General features: G+C 38.3%; 22 protein-coding genes and 1 riboswitch. Of the genes, 4 read left to right on the top strand and 18 right to left on the bottom strand.

Annotated features, from left to right (window positions below; genetic code table 11):
* Window positions 1-4: 4 nt before the first annotated feature.
* The 17 genes from acsA to ACFPM4_RS19810 all read right to left on the bottom strand — a co-directional run bounded on the left by acsA (window position 5) and on the right by ACFPM4_RS19810 (window position 16377).
* On the bottom strand, window positions 5-1702 hold the full coding sequence (acsA, locus tag ACFPM4_RS19730; protein WP_382355629.1) for an acetate--CoA ligase: 1698 nt from the start codon (window positions 1700-1702) through the stop codon (window positions 5-7).
* Window positions 1695-2414, bottom strand: coding sequence for an ABC transporter ATP-binding protein (locus ACFPM4_RS19735; RefSeq protein ID WP_382355631.1), 720 nt, complete (start codon window positions 2412-2414; stop codon window positions 1695-1697). Before ACFPM4_RS19735 ends, acsA begins: the two co-directional genes overlap by 8 nt.
* Before the next feature lie 14 nt (window positions 2415-2428).
* On the bottom strand, window positions 2429-3271 hold the full coding sequence (locus tag ACFPM4_RS19740; RefSeq protein ID WP_382355633.1) for an ABC transporter permease: 843 nt from the start codon (window positions 3269-3271) through the stop codon (window positions 2429-2431).
* Between the two features lie 19 nt (window positions 3272-3290).
* Complete coding sequence (locus ACFPM4_RS19745; protein WP_382355636.1) at window positions 3291-4250, bottom strand: aliphatic sulfonate ABC transporter substrate-binding protein; 960 nt, start codon at window positions 4248-4250, stop codon at window positions 3291-3293.
* A 116-nt stretch (window positions 4251-4366) separates the two neighbouring features.
* Window positions 4367-4471, bottom strand: a riboswitch (SAM riboswitch).
* An 89-nt stretch (window positions 4472-4560) separates the two neighbouring features.
* The gene (locus ACFPM4_RS19750; RefSeq protein ID WP_382355699.1) at window positions 4561-5688 is read right to left on the bottom strand and encodes a trans-sulfuration enzyme family protein; all 1128 of its coding nucleotides are present in this window, start codon (window positions 5686-5688) and stop codon (window positions 4561-4563) included.
* A 1203-nt stretch (window positions 5689-6891) separates the two neighbouring features.
* Window positions 6892-7548, bottom strand: coding sequence for a bifunctional phosphoribosyl-AMP cyclohydrolase/phosphoribosyl-ATP diphosphatase HisIE (gene hisIE / locus ACFPM4_RS19755; protein ID WP_382355639.1), 657 nt, complete (start codon window positions 7546-7548; stop codon window positions 6892-6894).
* Entirely contained in the window at window positions 7538-8299 is a 762-nt protein-coding gene (hisF, locus tag ACFPM4_RS19760) for an imidazole glycerol phosphate synthase subunit HisF (RefSeq protein WP_144923013.1), read from the bottom strand. The genes hisIE and hisF overlap by 11 nt, the downstream gene beginning before the upstream one ends.
* A 236-nt stretch (window positions 8300-8535) precedes the next feature.
* Window positions 8536-9123 (bottom strand): imidazoleglycerol-phosphate dehydratase HisB, encoded by a 588-nt coding sequence (gene hisB, locus ACFPM4_RS19765; protein WP_144923010.1) that lies wholly within the window; start codon window positions 9121-9123, stop codon window positions 8536-8538.
* A gap of 24 nt (window positions 9124-9147) precedes the next feature.
* Window positions 9148-10431 (bottom strand): histidinol dehydrogenase, encoded by a 1284-nt coding sequence (gene hisD / locus ACFPM4_RS19770; RefSeq protein WP_382355643.1) that lies wholly within the window; start codon window positions 10429-10431, stop codon window positions 9148-9150.
* Entirely contained in the window at window positions 10428-11048 is a 621-nt protein-coding gene (gene hisG, locus ACFPM4_RS19775; RefSeq protein WP_382355646.1) for an ATP phosphoribosyltransferase, read from the bottom strand. The genes hisD and hisG overlap by 4 nt, the downstream gene beginning before the upstream one ends.
* Complete coding sequence (locus tag ACFPM4_RS19780) at window positions 11045-12169, bottom strand: ATP phosphoribosyltransferase regulatory subunit (RefSeq protein WP_382355649.1); 1125 nt, start codon at window positions 12167-12169, stop codon at window positions 11045-11047. Before ACFPM4_RS19780 ends, hisG begins: the two co-directional genes overlap by 4 nt.
* 158 nt (window positions 12170-12327) lie before the next feature.
* The gene (locus ACFPM4_RS19785; protein WP_144923000.1) at window positions 12328-13287 is read right to left on the bottom strand and encodes an ABC transporter permease; all 960 of its coding nucleotides are present in this window, start codon (window positions 13285-13287) and stop codon (window positions 12328-12330) included.
* Window positions 13280-14200 carry an ABC transporter ATP-binding protein gene (locus ACFPM4_RS19790; RefSeq protein ID WP_382355652.1) on the bottom strand — a complete coding sequence of 307 codons (921 nt, stop codon included), beginning with the start codon at window positions 14198-14200 and terminating at the stop codon, window positions 13280-13282. Before ACFPM4_RS19790 ends, ACFPM4_RS19785 begins: the two co-directional genes overlap by 8 nt.
* A gap of 1 nt (window position 14201) precedes the next feature.
* On the bottom strand, window positions 14202-14909 hold the full coding sequence (locus ACFPM4_RS19795) for an ABC transporter ATP-binding protein (protein ID WP_144922994.1): 708 nt from the start codon (window positions 14907-14909) through the stop codon (window positions 14202-14204).
* Complete coding sequence (locus ACFPM4_RS19800; protein ID WP_144922991.1) at window positions 14899-15279, bottom strand: GntR family transcriptional regulator; 381 nt, start codon at window positions 15277-15279, stop codon at window positions 14899-14901. Before ACFPM4_RS19800 ends, ACFPM4_RS19795 begins: the two co-directional genes overlap by 11 nt.
* A 4-nt stretch (window positions 15280-15283) precedes the next feature.
* Window positions 15284-16057, bottom strand: coding sequence for a hypothetical protein (locus ACFPM4_RS19805; protein ID WP_382355657.1), 774 nt, complete (start codon window positions 16055-16057; stop codon window positions 15284-15286).
* A gap of 116 nt (window positions 16058-16173) precedes the next feature.
* A complete protein-coding gene (locus ACFPM4_RS19810; RefSeq protein ID WP_382355660.1) occupies window positions 16174-16377 on the bottom strand; it encodes a zinc ribbon domain-containing protein in 204 nt (67 codons plus the stop codon).
* A 604-nt stretch (window positions 16378-16981) separates the two neighbouring features.
* Here ACFPM4_RS19810 and ACFPM4_RS19815 point away from each other — a divergent pair.
* The 4 genes from ACFPM4_RS19815 to ACFPM4_RS19830 all read left to right on the top strand — a co-directional run bounded on the left by ACFPM4_RS19815 (window position 16982) and on the right by ACFPM4_RS19830 (window position 21513).
* The gene (locus ACFPM4_RS19815) at window positions 16982-18283 is read left to right on the top strand and encodes a homoserine dehydrogenase (protein ID WP_144922981.1); all 1302 of its coding nucleotides are present in this window, start codon (window positions 16982-16984) and stop codon (window positions 18281-18283) included.
* Entirely contained in the window at window positions 18283-19344 is a 1062-nt protein-coding gene (gene thrC, locus ACFPM4_RS19820) for a threonine synthase (protein ID WP_382355663.1), read from the top strand. Before ACFPM4_RS19815 ends, thrC begins: the two co-directional genes overlap by 1 nt.
* A complete protein-coding gene (gene thrB, locus ACFPM4_RS19825; protein WP_382355666.1) occupies window positions 19341-20261 on the top strand; it encodes a homoserine kinase in 921 nt (306 codons plus the stop codon). Before thrC ends, thrB begins: the two co-directional genes overlap by 4 nt.
* Before the next feature lie 88 nt (window positions 20262-20349).
* Window positions 20350-21513, top strand: a complete 1164-nt coding sequence (locus ACFPM4_RS19830) for an iron-containing alcohol dehydrogenase (protein WP_382355669.1) — start codon at window positions 20350-20352, stop codon at window positions 21511-21513.
* 554 nt (window positions 21514-22067) lie between these two features.
* Here the strand turns inward: ACFPM4_RS19830 and ACFPM4_RS19835 are convergent.
* A complete protein-coding gene (locus ACFPM4_RS19835; protein ID WP_382355672.1) occupies window positions 22068-22523 on the bottom strand; it encodes a FixH family protein in 456 nt (151 codons plus the stop codon).
* Between the last annotated feature and the right edge of the window lie 63 nt (window positions 22524-22586).

Genomic DNA, 22586 nt, shown 5'->3' on the forward strand with positions numbered 1-22586 from the left:
TTGATTACTTTCTACCTACCAATTCCTTTTCACGAGCTTTTAACTCTCTACGCAAAATCTTTCCACTTATTTTTGTTTTTGGTAATTCTGATAAAATTTCAATTTCACGTGGTGCTGCATGTGCGGCTAGTCGATTTCGAACAAACAAGCGAATTTCCTCTATTAAGTTAACATCTTCTTGATAACCTTTATTTAGCACAAGGAATGCTTTTACTATTTCCCCACGTAAAGGATCTGGCTTTCCAATTACCGCCACTTCTGCTACTGCCGGGTGTTCCATCAGTTTGCTTTCAACTTCAAATGGACCGATTCTTTCCCCAGAGGAATTAATCATATCGTCACTTCTTCCTTGGAAAAACACATATCCATCCTCGTCTATTAATGCTAAATCACCAGCTACATACCATTCAGGACCAAATGGGAAATAGGATGCAAACTTTTCTGGATTTTTCCAAACTTCTTTCATGATTCCAGGCCAAGGAGCTTTTATCGCTAAATGACCGACTTCCCCACTTGGAAGTTGTTTTCCATCATCATCCAACACTACTGCCTCGATATTCGGTAATGGTTTCCCCATGGAGCCTGGTTTTATTGTCGTAGTCGGTAAATTTACGATTAGTTGTGCACCTGTTTCCGTCATCCACCATGTATCATGAATTCGTAGGTTAAGATGTTCCAATCCCCAATAAATTACTTCTGGATTTAAAGGTTCACCTACACTTAAAATATGACGAAGGTTATGAAGATCATAGTTTTCTAGAATATCGTTTCCTTCCGCCATTAACATCCGGAAAGCAGTTGGTGCACTATACCATACAGTGACTCCTGTTTTTTCAAGTGTTTCATACCAACTATGTGCATTGAACCTTCCACCGTGAAGGACAAGCGTTGCCCGATTTAGTAATGGTGCAAAAATGCCATATACAGAACCAGTTACCCAACCCGGGTGAGCCGTGCACCAATATACATCATCTTCTTTTAGATCTAACACCCAACGTCCAGTAATATATTGGTGAATCATCGCACGATGGGCATGAATAATACCTTTCGGTTTTCCAGTCGAGCCGCTCGTATAATGAATATTTAATCCATCCTCCAGATCGACCCATTCTAAAATATCCTGTTTTACTACTACAGAACTTAGTTCATCTTGTATAGAAATTCCATTAATTGAGTCATCTGTTAGAAAAATCTTTTCTAAACTCGGTAGATCTTCTCTCGGAACTCTTGTCATAAACTCCTTATTCGTAATGAGAAATTTCCCTTCACAATCTGAAATTCGATCACGGACTGCTTCTTCCATGAAAGCTTCAAATAAAGGACCAACAATAGCACCAAGTTTAATCGCAGCTAATATAGCAATATAGCAATCTGGATGTTTCGGTAAGAATACGAATAAGAAGTCACCTTTCTTTACTCCGTGGTTCTTTAATACTTGTGCCCATCTATCGGTTTCTATTTTCAAATCTTTATAGCTTAATTTCCATTCCACATCTCCCTCTACATAATGGAGAGCTGTTTTGGAACCAAAACCATCCACTACATGGCGATTTACACATTCATAAGCCATATTAACTTTTCCCGTAACATGCCAACTGAAATGTCTTTCTATCGATTCCCAAGTTATAGTATCACCATTGGAATAGTCTGTTTTAAAGTTATATTGACCACTTCTCGGCTCAATAATTTGTTGCCTAGCCATGTAGATTACCCCTTTCCTTATTTAAATCAAGAAGATGTAGAATTTCAGCCTTCTTTTCTGCCAGTTGGATATCTCCTCTGGAACGTGGTTTTGCTTTATCTATTCTAATTTCCGCATAAATTTCTCCTGGTTGTCCCCGTAAAATAATGATGCGATCACATAAATATAAAGCTTCATCTATATCGTGAGTTACGAGTACCATCGTTGTTTTTCGCTCTTCCCAAATCGATAATAGTAAATCTTGCAGCTGCATTTTTGTAAATGCATCTAATGCGCTAAATGGTTCATCTAGTAAAAGCACATCCGGTTCCGTGATAAGGGAGCGCGCAATTGCTGTTCTTTGTGCCATCCCTCCAGATAAGTCTTTAGGGAAGTTACGTTCAAATCCGCTCAAACCGACAAGTTCAATTAATTCATTTGCTAACAATTTTTGTTTTTCTGTTTCTGCTCCAAACGTAATATTATTTATTACTGACAGCCATGGCATAAGCCTTGGTTCTTGGAACATCATCCCTACACTTTTATCTCCTAGTGAATACTGACCCTCAAACTGTTGATCGAGTCCTGACAGCACTCGAAGTAATGTACTTTTTCCACAACCACTAGTCCCAAGTACTCCAATTATTTCTCCTTTTTGGATTGAAAAAGTAAGATTCTTAAATCCTACCTTCCCCTCATTAAAAGTTCGAGTTATATTTTGAACTGCGAGCACCGTTGCATCCCCCTTTAACGTTGATTTGATAAACTATCTTGCCAGCTCAATGATTTTGTTTCTAATAATTTCAATAATGAATCCGTGATTTTCCCAATTAGCGCAAACAATAATATACTCGCTATGACAATTTCCGGAGAATACGTATTTTGGCCTAAGATGAGTAAATAACCTAACCCTTTACTAGCCCCCATTATTTCTGCGGCAACAACAAACATCCAACCAAGTCCTAGCCCACTGCGTAATCCTACGAGAAAAGATGGCAAAGCAGCTGGCAAGATGATTTTCCGTAATGTTTTCACGGAACTAAACTTATAAATTTTTCCAACTTCGATTAACTTCCGATCAACGCCTTGAATACCAGAAACGATGTTTAAGTAGACTGGAAAAAATACACCTACTGCAATTAATGTCACTTTGGATGGCTCCCCTATCCCCATCCACAAAATGAATAAAGGTACCCATGCTAGAGATGGGATTGCACGAAATGCTTGAATAAGTGGATCCATCAATTTTTCAAACAGAGAAAAATAACCAACGATTGCTCCAAGAACAACAGCTACTATCGTTCCAATGAAAAATCCAAGAACCACCCGATATAATGTAATGCCAATATGATCAATCAATATTCCTTCTTTGCCCATTTCTACAATTTCTTCAAATATTTTTGATGGAGTTGGTAGTAAATGCGCTTCTATAAGTCCTACTCTTCCAGCAATCTCCCAAATAATTAATAGAATAATAGGGATAAGGCTTCCAAGAATCCATCTCTCATTTGCTTTATAGGAAAATTTCGAGCGTTTTTCTCGTTTTGATTTTTTTACGGGAACTGAAATTGTTTCTGTACGGCCACTCATGTTGTCCACCATCCTTTATTTATTCAAAATAGTCCGGGTTAATTAAATCATTAACAACCTTATCTACATCCGTATCCGAATCAATTACACCTTCTGTTTTCAATACATCACCAGCTGCTTTAATTGTTTCAATTTGCACATCACCTGGTTTTGATGCTGAAAAATCGTTACGTTCTAATTGAAGCTTTGCTACTTCAATATCTATTTGTGCTTCCTTCGCTAAAATCTCTGCTGTTTCCTCTGGATTATCAATTGCCCATTGCCTTGCTTTCTCATAAACTTCGATAACTTTACTTACATACTCTGGGTAATCTTCTGCAAATTTTGATCTTACATTCAAAGTTCCATACGTGTTAAAGTCTGCATTACGGAAGAATAGATGAGCCCCAGAATCTTTTTCCACTCTTGCCATATGAGGATCTAATCCTGCCCATGCATCTACTTCACCAGATAGTAGTGCAGCTGCTCCGTCTCCATGTTGAAGATTAACAATTTCTACATCTTTGGCAGAAAGGCCATGTGCATCTAAAGCACGAAGCAAGAAAATATACGGGTCTGTACCAATTGTTGCAGCAACCTTTTTCCCTTTTAAATCATTGACAGACTTAATGGAAGAATCTTTTGCAACGAGAGCCGTCCATTCTGGTTTGGAATAAATATATACGGATTCAATTGGCGATCCTTTTGCTTTTGCCATTAAAGCAGCAGCACCAGCAGATGAACTGAAATCAACACTTCTGGAATTGAGGAATTCTAACGCTTTGTTACTCCCTTGACTTAGAACAAACTCTACTTCAATGCCTTCTTCCTCAAATACTTCTTCTGCAAAACCTTTCTCCTTTAAAATCAAGCTTGTTGGCGAATAGTAAGCATAATCTAAAATAATTTTCTTTGGCTTGCCACTCGCACTATCTGAACACCCTGCTAGCACGATAATTCCTATCAATAATAAAATGGTTTTCCAAATATTAATTCTCATTGTAAATCCCCCTAAATATAATTAATATGATTAGTTTACTTGGTTTAATATTTAAAAAAAGATATATAAAAAGAAAAGCCCCCTTCCTAAGAAGAGGGCGTTGTTGACGGTTCCTCCTCTTATCTTCCAGATTTTAAATCTGTAGGATGTAGCACCTTGTTTTAAAATAACAGGTTGCCGGGCTTCACAGGGCCTATTCCCTCCGCCACTCTCGATAAGAGATTCGATTTAGTTGTTTTACTTATGAATGGAGTATAGAACAGAGTTTTTTATCTGTCAACTACTTTTTTACACTTTTGGTTAAATATACCTATGCTTTGATTGCAATTAGGAGTTGATTAATGATATCTTGCCTATCTTCAATACCGACTGAAATGCGAACAACTCGTTCATTAATTCCAAGCTTTTCTTGAGCTGCTTTAGGTAAATTTCGATGTGATGTACCTAATGGATAGGAAACAGCAGTCTCTACACCACCTAAAGAAGGAACTACTTTTATCCATCCAAGAGACGAAAAGAATGAGCGAATGTCACAATGAGGTGCAAGTTCTATCGACACAATTGCACCATTACCTTTTTCTGATACATTATTTGGATAATATACTTTTGCTATATTTTCATTTTCCCTTAGTGAATCTGCAATAAATTGCGCATTCCTTGTTTGCTTCTCCATTCTTAACGCAAGAGTTTTAATGCCTCTACATGTTAACCATGCTTCAAATGGACTTAAATTCGCCCCTAAGCTAACCACCTTTTGTTTTGCAACTTGAATGATATCTTCACGGCCAACTACAATACCTGCAGAAATATCACTATGGCCACCAAGGTACTTCGTTGCACTATGGACAACAAGATCAACCCCATCAACACATGGCTGTAGTAAAAACGGTGTTGCAAAAGTGTTATCCACAATTGTTATTAGCTTATGTTCTTTCGCTATTTTAACAAGTAACGGTATATTTTCAGCTCTAAGTAATGGGTTCGTAATGCTCTCTGTATATAGTAATTTTGTATTTGGACGAATTGCTGCACGTATCTCCTCTTCATTCGCAAAGGAGACAAATGTAACATCGATACCAAAACTTCTAATTTCTTGATCTAATAGATGATAAGTTCCACCATAAAGGTCATCACATGCAACAATATGGTCCCCATTTTTTGCTACTGAAAGTAATGCTGATAAAATAGCTGACATCCCTGATGAAGCTGCTACACCAGCTTCTGCTCCTTCCAAAGCAGCAACGGCACTCCCTAATTCATCTGTATTTGGATTTCCGTAACGGGAATATAAGTAAGGTGTTTCTCCGTGAAAATAGCTTTCAAGCTCATCTAAATTATCAAAGGAAAAAGATGATGTTTGATATATTGGTGTTACTTTACTATTAAAATTTTTTGATACTTTCTTAGATTGATGTACAGTTTTCGTATGAAAAGACATGTCACTCATCTTTATGTCACTCTCCTAATTGCCGAATTCTAGTTTTTTCGAAAAGAATTATATTTGCGATTATACGCCTATTTCTGTTTTATGTCCAAGTATTTTTATGTGAATTGTGAATTTTATGTCGAAATATATAACATTCTGAAGGAATAGGTGGTACTTAGCTAGTACCAATGTTACATCGGCTTCCAATTTTTTGTGAAGTGGGTATGGGGGATTTCCTCCGTGCCCTCTTCCATTGCTTTTACTTGTTAGAGGGCACAATGGAGATTCTTGCGTGACCTAGTCTTCTTATATTTCTGTTAAGAGGGCATCATCATGACCGACTACACTACTTTTCCCTCTTAAGTGGGCACGATACAACGTTCAACGTTACCTCCTTAAGCATTTTCTTCATTAAGAGGGAATGCTGTGGCATTCAATGTGACCACTTCTGTAGTTTTTCCTAGCTAGAGGGCACGATGGAGCCTTCATCGAGACCACCTCCTACACTTTTCCTCCTAAGCGGGCACGAGGCGGTCTCCAATGTGACCACCTATCCCTTTTTTCCTCCTAAGTGGGAACGATGCAACCTCCAGCGTGACCACCTCTGACACTTTTTTCGCCAAGTGGGCATGATAAAGCTTCCAACGTGACCACCTCCTACACTTTTCCTCCGAAGTGGGCACGATGGAGCCTTCATCGTAACCGCCTCTGCCTTTTTTCATCTCAAGTGGGCATGATGGAGCCTTCATCGTTACCAACTCTACCACTTTTCCTCCTAAGCGGGCACGATAGAGCCTTCATCGTGACCGCCTCTAACGCTTTTCTCGCCAAGTGGGCATGATAGAGCCTTCATCGTGACCGCCTCCGACACTTTTCCTCCTAAGCGGGCACGATACAGCCTTCATCGTGACCACCTCCGACACTTTTTCCTCTTAAGCGGGCACGATGCAGCTTCCAACGTGACCACCTCTGCCACTTTTTTCGCCAAGTGGGCATGATAAAGCTTCCAGCGTGACCGCCTCTACAACTTTTCCCACCCAGTGGATACGCAGCCGCTCCCAGCGTGACAACCTCCACAGCGGGTACACAACATCCTTCTCGCATTCCCGACTTAACAGTTTTCTCATTTATAACAGTCACACTAACTGCAAAGATATTCCCTCTTAAATTAAAAAAGCAAGTAAGCGATTTGTATATTCGCCCACTTGCTTGACCTTACCAATTCTCTATTTCTTGACGTTCTTTCTTTGCATTACCTTTTTTGCTTGATCTTTTTCTCAACTCGGCTTCAACATCTGCTAAGTCTACCCCTTGGTCTGCTAACAGAACGAGGCAGTGGTATAGTAAATCACTCGTTTCATATACAAGTTCATCTGTATCCTTGTTTTTAGCGGCAATGATTACTTCACCGGCTTCTTCTATTAATTTCTTAGCAATTTTGTCGGTACCTTTTTCAAATAAGTAAGTGGTGTATGAACCTTCTACAGGTGTTTGTTTGCGATCGACAATTTCACTCATTAGGTCATGATATATGATTGTGTCTTCCACTTGGGCTGCATCTTCTGTTTCCAAAATAGTATTGTAGAAGCAAGATGTTTCCCCAGTATGACAGGCTGGCCCTAGCGGCTCGACACGAACTAATAAAGAATCACCATCACAATCTAGTGCAATGGACTTTACGATTTGTTTGTTACCAGAGGTTGCACCTTTGTTCCAGTACTCTTTCCGAGAGCGTGAATAGAACCATGTTTCTTTTGTTTCTAATGTACGTTCATATGCTGTCTCATCCATATAAGCGAGCATTAGTACCTCGCCATTTTTATCATCTACAACAACGGCTGGAATGAGACCTTTTGAAAAATCAGGCTTCACTTACATTCACTCCTCTATTTCGGCAAAGCTCTTTTACCTCTTGGATGCTTACTGAATTTTCGTGAAAAATAGATGCAGCGAGAGCAGCGTCTACATTTGTTTTCTCAAAAACTTCCACAATATGTTCTGCATTACCACAACCGCCAGATGCGATAACTGGAATGTTCACAGCCTCTACAATTGCTTTCGTTAATTCCAAATCGTAGCCATCCTTAACACCATCACGGTCAACACTAGTTGGTAGTAAAGAGCCCGCTCCCAATTGTTCTAACTGCTTCGACCATTCTATGGCATCAATTCCAGCATCTTTCAGCCCACCATGAGTCATGACACGCCATGTCCCATCTGGGAATAATTTAGCATCAACGGCTGCTACGATTCGTTCAGAACCAAACTTTTCAGCTGCCTCTTTAATTAGTTCTGGACGAGCTACAGCTGCAGAATTAATCCCCACTTTGTCAGCTCCTGCATCTAGAATTCTAGCAATATCGTCCACAGTTCGAATGCCACCACCGACTGTAAAAGGAACATTCACTTGTGCTGCTACTTGTTTCACAACGTCTACCATTGTGTCGCGACCTTCTGTTGTAGCGGAAATGTCTAGAAATACAAGTTCATCTGCGCCATTATCACTATAGGCTTTTGCCATAGCAACAGGATCTCCCATTTCGCGCATCCCCTCAAAATTAATTCCTTTCACTACTTTTCCGTCTTTTACATCCAAACACGGTATAATTTTCTTTGCCGTCATTGTGTTTTCACCTCTTTGAATTTTTTTGTTCTAATGTAGCTTGATTTCCGCTACAGGGGCTCGCTTTCCGCGGGCGGTTCGGGAGCCTACTCGGCGCTTAAACGCCTGTGGGGTCTCCCGGCTACCGTTCATCCCGAAGGAGTCTCGCCCCTTCCACTACAATCAACACTGTGTGAAATCTTTAATTAATCTCAGCAAAGCCAATTTATTAGAAAATGATGCAATATTATCTATAACTACTCCAACATTCCTTTAGTAGAGTTAACGCCTTTAATATTAGGGTCGATTCGAACTGCTTCTGCAAGTGCGCGACCTAATGCTTTGAATAATGCTTCGATTTTATGATGCGTATTTTCTCCATATAACACTCGTGCATGAAGGGTTATTCCAGCATTAAAGGCAAATGCACGAAAAAATTCTTTCACTAACTCCGTATCAAAGTTACCTAGTGACTGAGTTTGAAACTCTCCTTCAAAATGTAAAAATGGGCGTCCACTAATATCAATTGCTGCAAATGCTAATGCTTCATCCATTGGAACATAAGATGATCCGTATCGAACGATCCCTACTTTATCTCCAAGCGCTTCTCTAATTGCTTTTCCGAGAACAATGCCGGCATCTTCCACAGTATGATGGCTATCAATATGTAAATCACCGTCTACTTTTAATGAAAGCCCAATGCGACCATGTCGTGCAAATGCTTCAAGCATATGGTCAAAAAAACCTACTCCCGTCTGAATCTCCACTATTGACGGATCATCTAGACGACATTCTAGTTCAATTTTTGTTTCTCTTGTTTCTCGTTTATTTGATGCAACTCGCATTACTAATCCTCCCATTCACCAACACTACTTATTCACTCTTACCTTTACCGCTCTAGCATGCCCTGATAATTGTTCCTCTTCCGCAATTGCCTCGATATATGGCGCAGCATTTCGCAATGCCTTTTCCGAATAAGACACATATGTTGTTTTCTTAATAAAATCATCCACAGATAAACCTGATGAAAAACGTGCTGTGCCAACTGTAGGTAATACGTGGTTTGGACCAGCAAAATAATCACCAACGGGTTCAGGTGTGTAGTTCCCAATGAATACCGAACCTGCATTTTTCACCTTACTTAATTGTGCTAACGCATTTTCTACTTGGATTTCCAAGTGCTCAGGCGCAAGTGCATTGGATAGTGCAAATGCCTCTTCGATACTATCTACAACAACCGCTGCTCCTTCGTTTTTCAAGGACACGGATGCAATATCCTTCCGTGGTAATTGAGCACATTGTTTTTCCACTTCAACGATTGTTTCTTCTAAAATTCTTTCAGATGTTGTAAACAGAAATGCACGGGCTTTTTCATCATGCTCTGCCTGTGCCAGTAAATCAGCAGCGATGAAGGCAGGATTAGCAGTTTCGTCAGCAATGATGGCTACTTCTGAAGGCCCCGCAATCATGTCGATTCCAACATCTCCAAAAACTAATGACTTAGCAGCAGCTACATAGGCATTCCCAGGTCCGACGATTTTATCAACTGGTTCAATTGTTTCTGTACCATATGCGAGTGCAGCAATCGCTTGGCTACCTCCGATTTTATAAATCTTATGAACACCTGCAATATCTGCAGCTACAGATAAAATTGGAGCAATTTCTTGTCCGCCGCGTGAAGGTGTTACCATTATTATTTCACTCACTCCTGCTAATACGGCTGGAATAGCGTTCATTAATACAGTTGATGGATAACAAGCTTTACCACCTGGAACGTAAATACCTACACGAGCAATGGGACGGAATAATTGTCCTGCAATAATGTCATCAGATAATTCCATCATGCGTGATTGCTGTAATTGTTTCGAGTGAAAACTACGGATATTTCCAGCAGCTTTTTTAAGAGCTTCGATAATTTCAGGGGATACCTGCTCCCAAGCTTGTTTCCGCTCTTCTGCAGTTACTTCCCAATTTCCAGGAACTCCACCATCAAATTTTTCCGTATATTCCTTTAATGCTTCGTCCCCTCTAGTACTCACATTTTCGATTACTTCTTGGACAGTTTGAAGTACTTCAGCATCAAATGGTTGCTTCTTAGTTTTTCTGGAGGTGAAATTTGCAGTGAACTTTTCCACTGTAAAAATAGGAATCATCTCGCAACCTCCTCCATCCGGAAAGAATCAATAATTGGTGCAAGAATTGATTTCTTCAGTTTTAATGAATTACGATTTGCGATACATCTAGCTGAAAGTGAAAACATTTCTTCCTTCACAATTAGTCCATTTTCTTTCAATGTACTTCCTGTTTCTACAATATCCACAATATCATCGGCTAACCCTAAAAGAGGCGCTAATTCTACAGATCCTTCTAATTTCACGATATCGATTGATTTCCCTTGCTCGCGGAAATACTTTGTCGCGATATTCGGGTATTTCGTAGCAATTCGTTGTTTACCTCCGCGCACTTCAGAAGTAGGTAGGCCAGCAACAGCAAATCGGCATTTACCAAAAGGTAACGGTAGTAAATCAAATACATCCGGCTGAACCTCTAATAAAATATCTGCACCTACTATTCCTAGATCGGCAATTCCATATTCTACATAAGTTGTTACATCAATTCCTTTAGCGAAAACCGCAAAGAAATCATCTGTTTCTACTTGTAGTCTTCTACCTTTATCTAATAATGGCGCTACATCATAGCCATTTGATTTAAGAAATTCTGTAAACTGTTTTTCCAATCTTCCTTTTGTTAAGGCGATAACTGGCTTCATTTTTCCACCACCTCATTCTTTCCATTACGATTCACAATTTCCAAGACTTTATCATATTTTTCTCTATTAATAGGTTCGGATTGTACGTCCACAATTGCATCTGGGAATTCACTTCTTAATTGTTCAGAATAAGCAATTGTTTCAGGACTTGCGATAATACAAATCGTCTCTTTTTGTTCAGAATCTTGCACTTGGTCCACTAATACATCGACATCAAAAGCTAAGCCGACTGCGGAAACACTATTACCAAATTGTTCATATAAACGATCATAGCGCCCACCTGAGAAACAAACTACACCAGAAGACGGTAAAAATCCTCTGAACATCATTCCGGAGTAATATGGTTGATTTTTTACCCTTCCTAAATCAACTAAAATATCTTCACTTCCAGATTGCTGTAAAATCGCAACTAATTGTTTAATATGTTGTAAAATCTCAAGGAGATCTTTTCTGTTTTCCCAACGCTGCTCATATTCAGCGATAATTTCAATTGAACCAAACGCATCTACCAATGCAGCAAGTTCTTCCGCTGTCTCTATAGTTCCATTGGCTTTAGCAATTTGATACACTTCATCTTTCTTTTTATCGTGCATTGCTTGGCGTAAATTTTCTGCCGCTACTGTCGACAAGGATAGTTCTTGCGCAAGGCTTTCATATATATCTGTATGGCCCAGCTCAATAATACAACTTCCAACACCAAGTTGTTTCAAGAATGTCTGCGCCATTAATAAACTTTCACTTTCTCCCATTAAATCTGGAATATGTATCATCTCAATACCGATTTGATGGAATTCAACCCCAGGGGTATTTAGCTTAAAAACAGATCCTTGGTATGCATATTTCTGTGGTTCCTGTGGTTGTGTAGACAATGCACGAGCAATTGCAATTGTCCAATCTGGACGTAGGACCTCAATATCTCCATTCGCATTAAACCATTTCATCATTTCTTGCAGCTTCATTCCAACATGTTCGTTTGTAAATGTCGTTGCATATTCCAATAAAGGTGTAGCAATTTGTTGATATCCTCTTGTAGATACTACCTTTCTGAAAACTTCCATTACATGAAAACGTTTATTAACTACTGACCCCATCTCATCTCTACTGCCTTCAGGCAAAAACATCATCATCCACTTCCTAACTCTTTATCACATTATCACTCTATCGAACTAAAGCGTTCCTGAATTTTCTATAACTTTATCATACAGGTAATAAGTAGTCAATATAAACAAAAAAATTCGGACGAAGGAAGAAATCGTCCGAACTTAGCTTCTATATCTGATTAAGCTGCTACATCCCTCTTTGTAAAAAACAGGAACGCAAGCAAATGAAAAATGGCGAAATAAATGAAGATCATTGTGATCGAGAAGGATAAGGTCATCCCTTCTATCATTGGTATACCATCGAAATATTGCATTAAATTAGTATTCGCAAATAAGCTGTATTTTGCCCATTCAAATTTGCTTGCCAGTAAATTCGTGACAGTTCCACCCATTAATAAAAGGAAGATGGAAACCCCAATCGCAAGTCCACTTACTCGGAATACGGCTGAGAGCATGAATGCCATTGTTGCAAGTAAGAACACGCTTAGTGAGTTTAATAAATATGTTTTAATAAGGTAGAATAATAGACTTTGCTCTTCGACAACGCCATTGTTATACGCTAAATGAATATTACTTCCATCTCCACCTGTCCCAAATAAAATGGCTCCAACGATGGATGAGCTAACGAATAATACACCGAGCATTAATAGTAAAAATAAGATTACAGTCATATATTTTGCCAACAGTATTTTCCAACGTTTATATGGTTTTACAAGTAAAATTTTTACCGTTCCCCAACTGAATTCGTTCGCTACAATTCCAGCTGCAATAATAATAACAATAAGCCCCACTGTACCAATCATCGATCCAGAATCACTGATAAATGTCCAAACATTACTAGATGTTTCAGGTGGAAGATCGTGTTCAATTCGATACTCATTAATTGCAATATCTTTCATCAAAAATTCTTTCATCGTAGGTGTTATCATTGGAATTTCTTCAAGATCTCGTTTCGATTGCTCATTTGCTGCAGCTAATTCTTGCTTCCAGTCATTGTTCGCTTGTGGTTCCTCTTTTGATTCTAAGTATTTTACTAATGCACCTGAAGCGATGATAAGCAATACAAAAAGACCAATCATGATAAAGGTACTAATTTGTTTAAAAATCTTTACCCATTCATTTTGTATTAATTTAAGCATGTTTCTTCACCTCTCCTGCACTAGTAATTTCAAGAAAGCGATCCTCTAGTGATTTTTGAATCATTTTCACTTCATAGATTAAGAGATTCTTATCTACTAAAAGTTTAATAATTTTCGGTACCTGTTCATGTTGTAACTCTAGCTCCAGGTTTGTATTTTTCTGTTGTACGGCAAATCCATTCTTAATAAGAATTTGTTGAGCTTTTTCTACATCATTCACTTGGACACTATACATTCGTTTATCCGAAGTCTCACTTGTTCGAACTCCTTGTACATCAATTAACTTTCCTTGTTGAATAATCGCAATTCTGTCACACATCATTTCCATTTCAGAAAGTAAATGACTCGAAACAATGACAGCTAATCCTTTTTCTTTCGCAAGACTTCTTAAGTAATCACGAACCTCTCTTATACCTGCAGGATCAAGGCCATTAGTTGGTTCATCTAAAATAAGTACTTTCGGATCGTGTAATAAGCTTTGCGCAATCCCTAGACGTTGACGCATACCTAGAGAATACGTTTTTACTTTGTCGTGAATTCTATCCTTTAGTCCAACAAGCTCGATAACTTCATTTATTTTTTCTTTTGTAATTCCTTTCGTTAATCGGGCAACTTGCATCAAATTTTGATATCCAGTTAGGAATTTATACAGTTCAGGATTTTCTACAATCGCACCTACCTTACTAATCGCCTGTTCAAACTCACTTTTAACATTTTTTCCACAAATAGATATTTCCCCTGACGTAATGCCGATTAATCCAACTACCATTCTTATCGTTGTTGTTTTTCCAGCTCCATTTGGTCCTAATAAACCAAAAACCTCGCCTTCTACAATATTGATACTTAAGTCATCAATGATAGTCCTTTTACCAATTTTCTTCGTAACATTTTTCAACTCAACAACTGTTTTCATTTTATATCATCTCCTGTTGTTGCATTTTTGCTTTGAACCACTCTAATACCGAATAACCTTGTTCCTCACGAATTGTTTCTACATTTTCCGCTCCAATAATATCTCCGTTATAAATTGCAATAACCTCATCTAATATCGCCTCAATCTCATCTATTTCATGGGTAGCGATTATGACTGTCTGCTTTTCAAAATCAATAAATGTAAGTAAACTTTTCACGATGGATTCTCTTACAAGCGGATCGAGACCGGAAAATGGCTCATCTAATAAAATAATTGGGGCTTCCCGCGCCAAGGTAAGTACAAGCTTTAACCTGCCACGGTTCCCTTTCGAAAGCTGTCTTATTTTTTTGCTTCCTGTTAATTTCATTTCTATTAAAAGTAATTTTGCCTTTTCTACATTGAAGTCTGGAAATTGTGATGCATAAAAAGCTATCATTTTATCTACAGTGAAAGAATCATAAAACATATCAAGCTCGGTTAAGTAGGCTACCTTCCTACTAATTTTTCTTGTAACAGACTCCCCCTGGACGGTAACACTACCTTTATTTGGATAGACTAGACCGGTAATCAGTTTTAAAGTAGTAGATTTCCCACTCCCATTCGGCCCAAGTAACCCATAAATTTTACCAGGTACTAACTCAAGATCTACATTGTTCAAGGCGAATTCAGTGCCATATTTCTTTGTTACATTTAACAATTTAATTGTCACTTCTATCACCTGCTTTTAAATATTCATGGAGACCTTCAAGCATCTGGTCTTTCGTAAATCCAAGCTCTTTCATATTGTTTACAAACTGTCCTATTATTTCCAGTTGCATTGATTGTTTTAATTGAAGAACGATGTCTTCATTTTCCACAACAAATGTCCCTTGTCCTCGCTTTGTTTCCACTACTCCCATCCTCTCCATTTCTGAATATGTTCGTTGGATAGTGTTCGGGTTAACCCCTGATTGAATCGCCATTTCTCTTACGGAAGGTAATTTTTCACCTGGGCTAATTTCTTTACGGATGATTTGTTGATATACTTTCTCGGCAATTTGGATATAAATTGGTTTTGATACTTCGAATTCCTTTCCCACCGATTTACACCTCCACTTTTTTATCAAGTAACTTCGTTGCTGCAAAGAATAAAAGGATTGCTAATACACCATAAAGTAGTATCGGCAAAATCGGCACAGAAATTTCCAGCGTATCCATCGACCAACCAACACCTTTGTCGTAACGTATAGAAATCATCGCTTCCATTGTTGTAGACCACCCAAATAGATGATCTTTCATTATATTGAATCTTATAAGTAAGGCTTCAAAGACGTTGAAACTGATTACAGTGAGCGCAACAGCAAGCCAGCGATAATTTCTCCATGCTGGGTATCTCCCTAAAGAATGGTAAAGTGTCCACAAAAACGTAACCCAAATAGAAAAATATAGGGCGATTGCAAGCATTGCTAAATAGGTTAATGTGATAGCTGTTATCGAAATATTAATTTCTACACCACGAGTGGATAGAAATGATGTCATTAGAACCGTATAAGCAATAACAATTAGTTGTGAAATAATTTGAAAAATAAATGCAGTAGTCAATTTAGCTAATAATAATTTCATGCTACTTTGTGGATTATAAAGCCACAATTGCGTTTTGCCTTCGAGTCTTAGTAGCGCTCCAATCATAACTGGCATGAAAAATATATGTGACGGCATAAATAGCGTTGTGATAGGTATAATGGCTGTTGGTTCTTCTATACGAAAAGCGATTATAGTGCTCGCAGTTAATCCAAGTAGCAAGATAACTAACCAAGTACAATACCAAAACCTCGAAATGAGCATTTCTTTTTTCAAAAGACCAATAAATGGTTTCATTATGTTCAACCTCCACTATGTATTAGTGTTCTATTTAGATAGTACACTAGGACACACGAACACGTCAAGGGGTAAAAAAATAGGAAGTACATATCGTACCTCCCATTTTTTGTTTATTATCCAAAGAATAAATCCAGAATATTAGATCCTGTAGATGATTTTTTATTATAAAATTCCGAGTATCCACAGTTGTTACAATAAACAACAATGAATTGATTGTGCTGAATGTCAAACATTTTAGAAAGACCCGTTCCTGTCATTGCCACCTCTTTTGTAGATGCACTTGTACTCCCACACTTTATACAACCTTTATCCGCCATATTCATCTCCCCTTCCTATAAATATGAAATAATTATGTTATTGATAAGTACCATAAACATTTTATTGGTCTTTTCACCTTAATATGTTTATGGAGGACAATCTATTAGAATTTTCATTGCTTAACTAAGTTGAAATGGTGATTAAAGTTTCTATTGGACATTTCAGCCGCTCTCTCATCTCGAAGTGTCCATTACAACGCTCTATTGGACATTTCAACTGCCTATCACCCTAGAAGTGTCCATTACAACACTCCTATCGGACGTTTCAACTACTCCCTCATCACGAAATGTCCATAAGAGCACTCCTGTCGGACATTTCATCACTCTTTTCAATGCATAGTGTCCTTTAGAATCTCCCTGGTAGATAAACCATCCACTTTCCTTATCTGGTGTCTGGATTACATCCATAAAACAATTACTGTATTTATATAACATTACGAATAACTGAATCTTTAGTTTCATTTTTCTTCATGTCGATTTATAATTATCTTTATAATTCCATTTTGCCCTTTTTTCAAAAAACTATTGACTTTCCACGCTATTATGTCTACTATAAAAACACAAATGTATTTAGCAGAAAGACAAAATGAGGTGAGGAACAAAAATGAAAAACTATGTATCTATCGGCCTATTAGGATTAGGTACTGTAGGCTCCGGGGTTGTACAACTAATTCAACAGCATCAAGAAGATCTTGTCCATCAAGTAGGCTGTGAAGTACGGGTGAAAAGTATCCTCGTTCGTGATATCCATAAAAATCGCGATCTAGGAAATCATCAAGTACACCTCACTACAGATGCAAATGAAGTATTACAAGATCCGGAAATTGATGTAGTTATTGAAGTAATGGGTGGAATTGAAGAATCACGAGCTTACATAACGCAAGCTCTTAAAGCGAAAAAGCACGTAGTAACTGCAAATAAAGACTTAATCGCATTATATGGTCCTGAATTGCAAGATTTAGCTGTGGAAAATGAGTGCGATTTATTCTATGAAGCAAGTGTTGCGGGCGGAATTCCTATCTTAAGAGGATTAGCTGATGGCCTTGTATCTGACCGTATCCAAAAAATCATGGGAATTGTAAACGGAACGACGAACTACATTTTAACGAAAATGGATGAGGATGGCCTATCCTATGAGGCTGCACTAAAAGAAGCACAAGAACTTGGTTTTGCAGAAGCTGATCCTACTGCCGATGTCGAAGGACTAGATGCAGCTAGGAAAATGGCAATTTTAGCAAGACTTGCATTCTTTACAAATGTAGACTTGGAAGACGTCGAAGTTTCAGGTATTAGCAATGTTTCCGTTAGTGATTTAAATTATGGAAAACAACTTGGATACACAATGAAATTAATTGGTCATGCACATATAGAAGACCAACAATTAGAAATCAGTGTTCAACCAACCTTCCTAAGTAGAAATCATCCATTAGCAGCTGTGAAAGATGAATATAATGCTATTTACGTGAACGGAAAAGCTGTTGGAGAAACGATGTTCTATGGTCCTGGTGCTGGTAGTCTTCCTACTGCTACTGCAGTAATGGCTGATGTAATTTCAGTTATTAAAAATATGAAACTACAAGTCAATGGAACTAGCGTAGTGAAACCAAGATTTGAACGTGTGTTAAAAACACCTGAACAACGCTTCGGACAATACTATTTCCGTCTCCATTTGAAAGATGAAGTTGGTGCATTCTCCAAAATCACATCTTTATTTAATGAATTAGGAATTAGTTTTGAAAAGATTTTACAACAACCTTTAAAGAAAAAAGAAGTTGCTGAAATCATTATTGTTACACATACTATATCTTTGGAAAGCTTCCAAAAGGCATTAATGGAATTAAGTGATCTACCTGTTGTAGATAATGTTATTAGTTATTATCGTGTTGAAGGAGATGGAAAAAAATAATGAAATGGCCGGGCTTAATAGCACAATACAGAGAATATTTACCAGTAACTGATGAAACTCCGGCGTTAACGCTAAATGAGGGAAATACACCGTTGGTCCATCTCTCTAATTTATCGAAGCAGCTTGGAATTGAATTACATGCAAAAATCGAAGGTGCAAATCCAACTGGTTCATTTAAAGACCGTGGAATGGTAATGGCAGTTGCAAAGGCTCTCGAGGAAGGTAGTAAGTCCATTATTTGTGCTTCTACTGGAAATACTTCTGCTGCCGCTGCTGCATATGCTGCAAAAGCAGGTATTAGAGCGATAATTGTCATTCCTAAAGGTAAAGTTGCGCTAGGAAAATTAGCACAAGCAATGATGTATGGCGCTGAAATCGTTGAAATTGAAGGTAACTTTGATGATGCTTTAAATATGGTAAGAACAATTAGTGAGACTTCTCCAGTAACACTTGTTAACTCGGTGAATCCATATCGTTTAGAAGGTCAAAAAACAGCTGCATTTGAGGTTTGTGATCAACTTGGCGGTGCGCCTGATATTCTAGCAATCCCTGTAGGTAATGCTGGAAACATTAGCGCATATTGGAAAGGGTTTAAGGAATATAACGAAATCAAACAAACTGGACTTCCAAAAATGTTTGGTTTTGAAGCAGAAGGTGCTGCTGCGATTGTACAAGGAAAGCCAATTGCTGAACCTGAAACAGTTGCTACAGCTATCCGAATTGGTAACCCTGCAAGCTGGAGCTTAGCAGAAGCTGCTCGTGATGAATCAGGTGGTACAATTAAATCTGTAAGTGACCCAGAAATTCTAGAAGCATTTAAACTTCTTGCTAAAACAGAAGGTGTCTTTGCAGAACCAGCATCATGTGCTTCCATTGCTGGTGTTCTTCAACAAGTGAAGAGTGGTGCTATTCCACAAGGAAGTAAAGTTGTAGCTGTGTTAACTGGAAATGGTTTAAAAGATCCACAAACAGCTATTTCAGAACTGAATATCGAAACAACTGTACTACCAAATGATGAACAAACTGTTTTAAAATATATTGAAGGCGTCGTTAGTCAATGAGTAGGATGACAATTGCAGTTCCTGCTAGCACTGCAAACATAGGACCGGGATTTGATTCAGCAGGAATGGCCGTCAATCGTTATCTTACGTTACATGTGGAAGAATCAACACAATGGGAGATTGAGCATCGTTCTGTTCACCTCCCTTCCGTTCCTCCTGTGACAGATCATTTAGTCTATCAAGCGGCCTTACATACAGCCAATGCTTACAACAAAACATTGACTCCATGTAAAATTACAATGGAAAGTGAAATTCCATTGGCACGCGGTCTTGGTAGTAGTGCTTCTGCGATCATTGCAGGAATTGAAGTAGCAAATCAACTTTGCTCTTTATCCTTAACAAAAGCGGATAAGTTAAAACTTGCTACTGAAATGGAAGGTCATCCAGATAATGTAGCAGCTGCATTATACGGTGGCTTCATTGTTTCTGTTCTTCTTCCTAATGGTGAGATAGAAATTTTACAAAAGACGGATGTGCCACTAGATTTAGTTGTTTATATTCCGACGTTTGAACTAAAAACGGAAGATGCTCGTAAAGTATTACCTGAACAATTTTCCCGAAACGAAGCTGCGGCTGCCAGTGCGGTAAGTAATGTAATGATTGCCGCTTTATCTGCAGGTGATTTCACTCTTGCAGGTAAAATGATGGAAGCAGACCTGTTTCATGAGCCATATCGAGCAACACTTATTCCAAATTATGAACAAATCCGTCAAGAGGCAAAACTAGCTGGAGCATACGGAACTGTAATTAGTGGTGCAGGACCAACAATGATATCCTTCGCTCCTAAAGGCGAAGGTCATAAGATTGAAAGTAAACTCAAAACAACTTTCCCATCCTATGAAGTACAACTACTATCCATGGATGATGTTGGAATACATGTAAGCTATATATCTGAAAAAGAAAAGACTTCTAAATAATCAAAAGGGATTGCATTTATCTGCAGTCCCTTTTTTTGATTTCTTCGTCTTGATAAAGCATAATATTAAACGAAGGAGTTGATCATAAATGGATAATTTTACTTTCTGGAATCCAACAAAATTGATCTTTGGTAAAGGACAATTGGAACAACTTAAAACCGAAATTCCTCCATACGGAAAAAAAATTCTATTGGTTTATGGTGGCGGAAGTATTAAAAGAAATGGATTGTATGATCAAGTCAAAGAAATTTTACAGGAAATTGGTGCCGATGTATTTGAACTTGCAGGTGTTGAGCCTAATCCACGCCTTTCTACTGTACATAAAGGAGTTCAAATTTGTAAGGAAGAAGGGATTGAGTTTCTTCTTGCAGTTGGTGGTGGAAGTGTAATTGATTGTACGAAGGCAATAGCTGCAGGTGCAAAATATGATGGGGACGCGTGGGATTTCATCATAAAGAAAGCAAGTGTTACAGATGCCTTACCTTTTGGTACCGTGCTTACTTTAGCTGCAACCGGCTCCGAAATGAACTCTGGTTCTGTCATTACAAATTGGGAGACAAAAGAAAAACACGGTTGGGGAAGTCCGTATACATTCCCTAAATTTTCTATCCTAGATCCAGTGAATACATTCACTGTTCCAAAGGATCAAACTGTTTATGGGATTGTCGATATGATGTCTCATGTGTTTGAACATTATTTCCATCTAACCGAGAATACAGATTTTCAAGATAGAATGTGTGAATCTTTGCTCATTACGGTAATGGAAACTGCACCAAAGTTACTGGCAGATTTAGAAAATTATGAGCATCGTGCAACAATCCTTTATTGTGGTACGATGGCGTTAAACGGAATATTAAATATGGGGTATCGAGGCGATTGGGCTTCACATAATATTGAACACGCTGTTTCCGCTGTTTATGATATTCCACATGGTGGCGGTCTTGCCATTCTGTTTCCAAACTGGATGAAGCATAATTTACATGTAAAACCATCTCGTTTTAAGCAATTAGCTATCCGTGTATTTGGAGTAGATGCCAACGGTAAAACAGATGAAGAGATTGGTTTAGAAGGGATCGAAAAACTTCGCGAGTTTTGGAATAGTATTGGTGCACCTTCTCGTCTTGCAGATTATGATATCGATGATAGCAGACTTGAAGAAATGGCTGATAAAGCAATGGTAAACGGTGAGTTTGGTAACTTCACAAAATTAAATCGTGACGATGTATTAGCAATATATCGGGCATCACTATAAACATAAAAACAGCAGCACCTCCACTTTATTATGGAGGTGCTGCTGTTTATTTATAGTATATCGATTCTCTCGACCGTTTTTACGAATTGTTCTTTGTCTATCCGTTGTGCAGGGCTGCTCTCAACCACTTCCACTAATAACTCATTGCATATCTGTCGTGATAGGACTCCTCTCGACCGTTTCCACGAAGGACTCCATTAATATATGTCTTGATAAAGCTGCTCTCGACAATTTCACTATTAACTCAAACCATATCCGTCTTGACAAAGCTCATCTCGACCGTTTCCACTAATAACTCATTGCATATCTGTCGTGACAGGGCTCCTCTCGACCGTTTTCACGAAGGACTCCATTAATATATGTCTTGATAAAGCTTCTCTCGACCAGTTTCACTAATAACTCAAACCATATCTGTCGTGACAGGACTCATCTCGACCGTTTTTACTTAAACGTTCTCTCCGATTGGTCATGATGCAGCCTGTATCAACATTTTCAATATAAATGTTTACTACAATTATTATATAAGCCAGCAACTATTGGCTAATTTGAGATAATTAATGACCGCTGTGATCGTGTTCCTCTTCCTCGTCTTCTGCATTGTGATGGTCCTCGAGGGTAGCGTCACCTACTACAACAGTTGTTTTTGGCATGCTGTGCATGTTTCTCGCTGTTACATGGACTTGAACAATATACACGCCATCATGTTCAAATGCTTTTTCTGCTTCATAAGAACCATCATCATTATTTGTAGCAACAATCATTTCGCTATCATCTTTATTTCCATCTTCCCAAACTTCAAATATCACTTCATCTGCATCTTTCACTTTTTCATCGCCTTGTGTAACGGTTGCCTTCAGCACAAGCTTTTCATTTACATCTGCAGTTTCATTCACATGTAGCTGCACATCAATTATTTCTGGAGCTTCATCAACTTGATTATCCTTATCACCACATGCCGTAAGAATCAGCATTAACATACTAGCTATTACAAGCAAAACTTTCTTATTCACTGCTTTTACCTCCATTACAATATTTATCTTATATAAAAGCATAACCTAAGTTACTTGTATGTA

Origin of the sequence: Lederbergia graminis (assembly GCF_042655485.1) — a bacterium.
GTDB classification, from domain to species: Bacteria; Bacillota; Bacilli; order Bacillales; family Bacillaceae_C; genus Lederbergia; species Lederbergia graminis.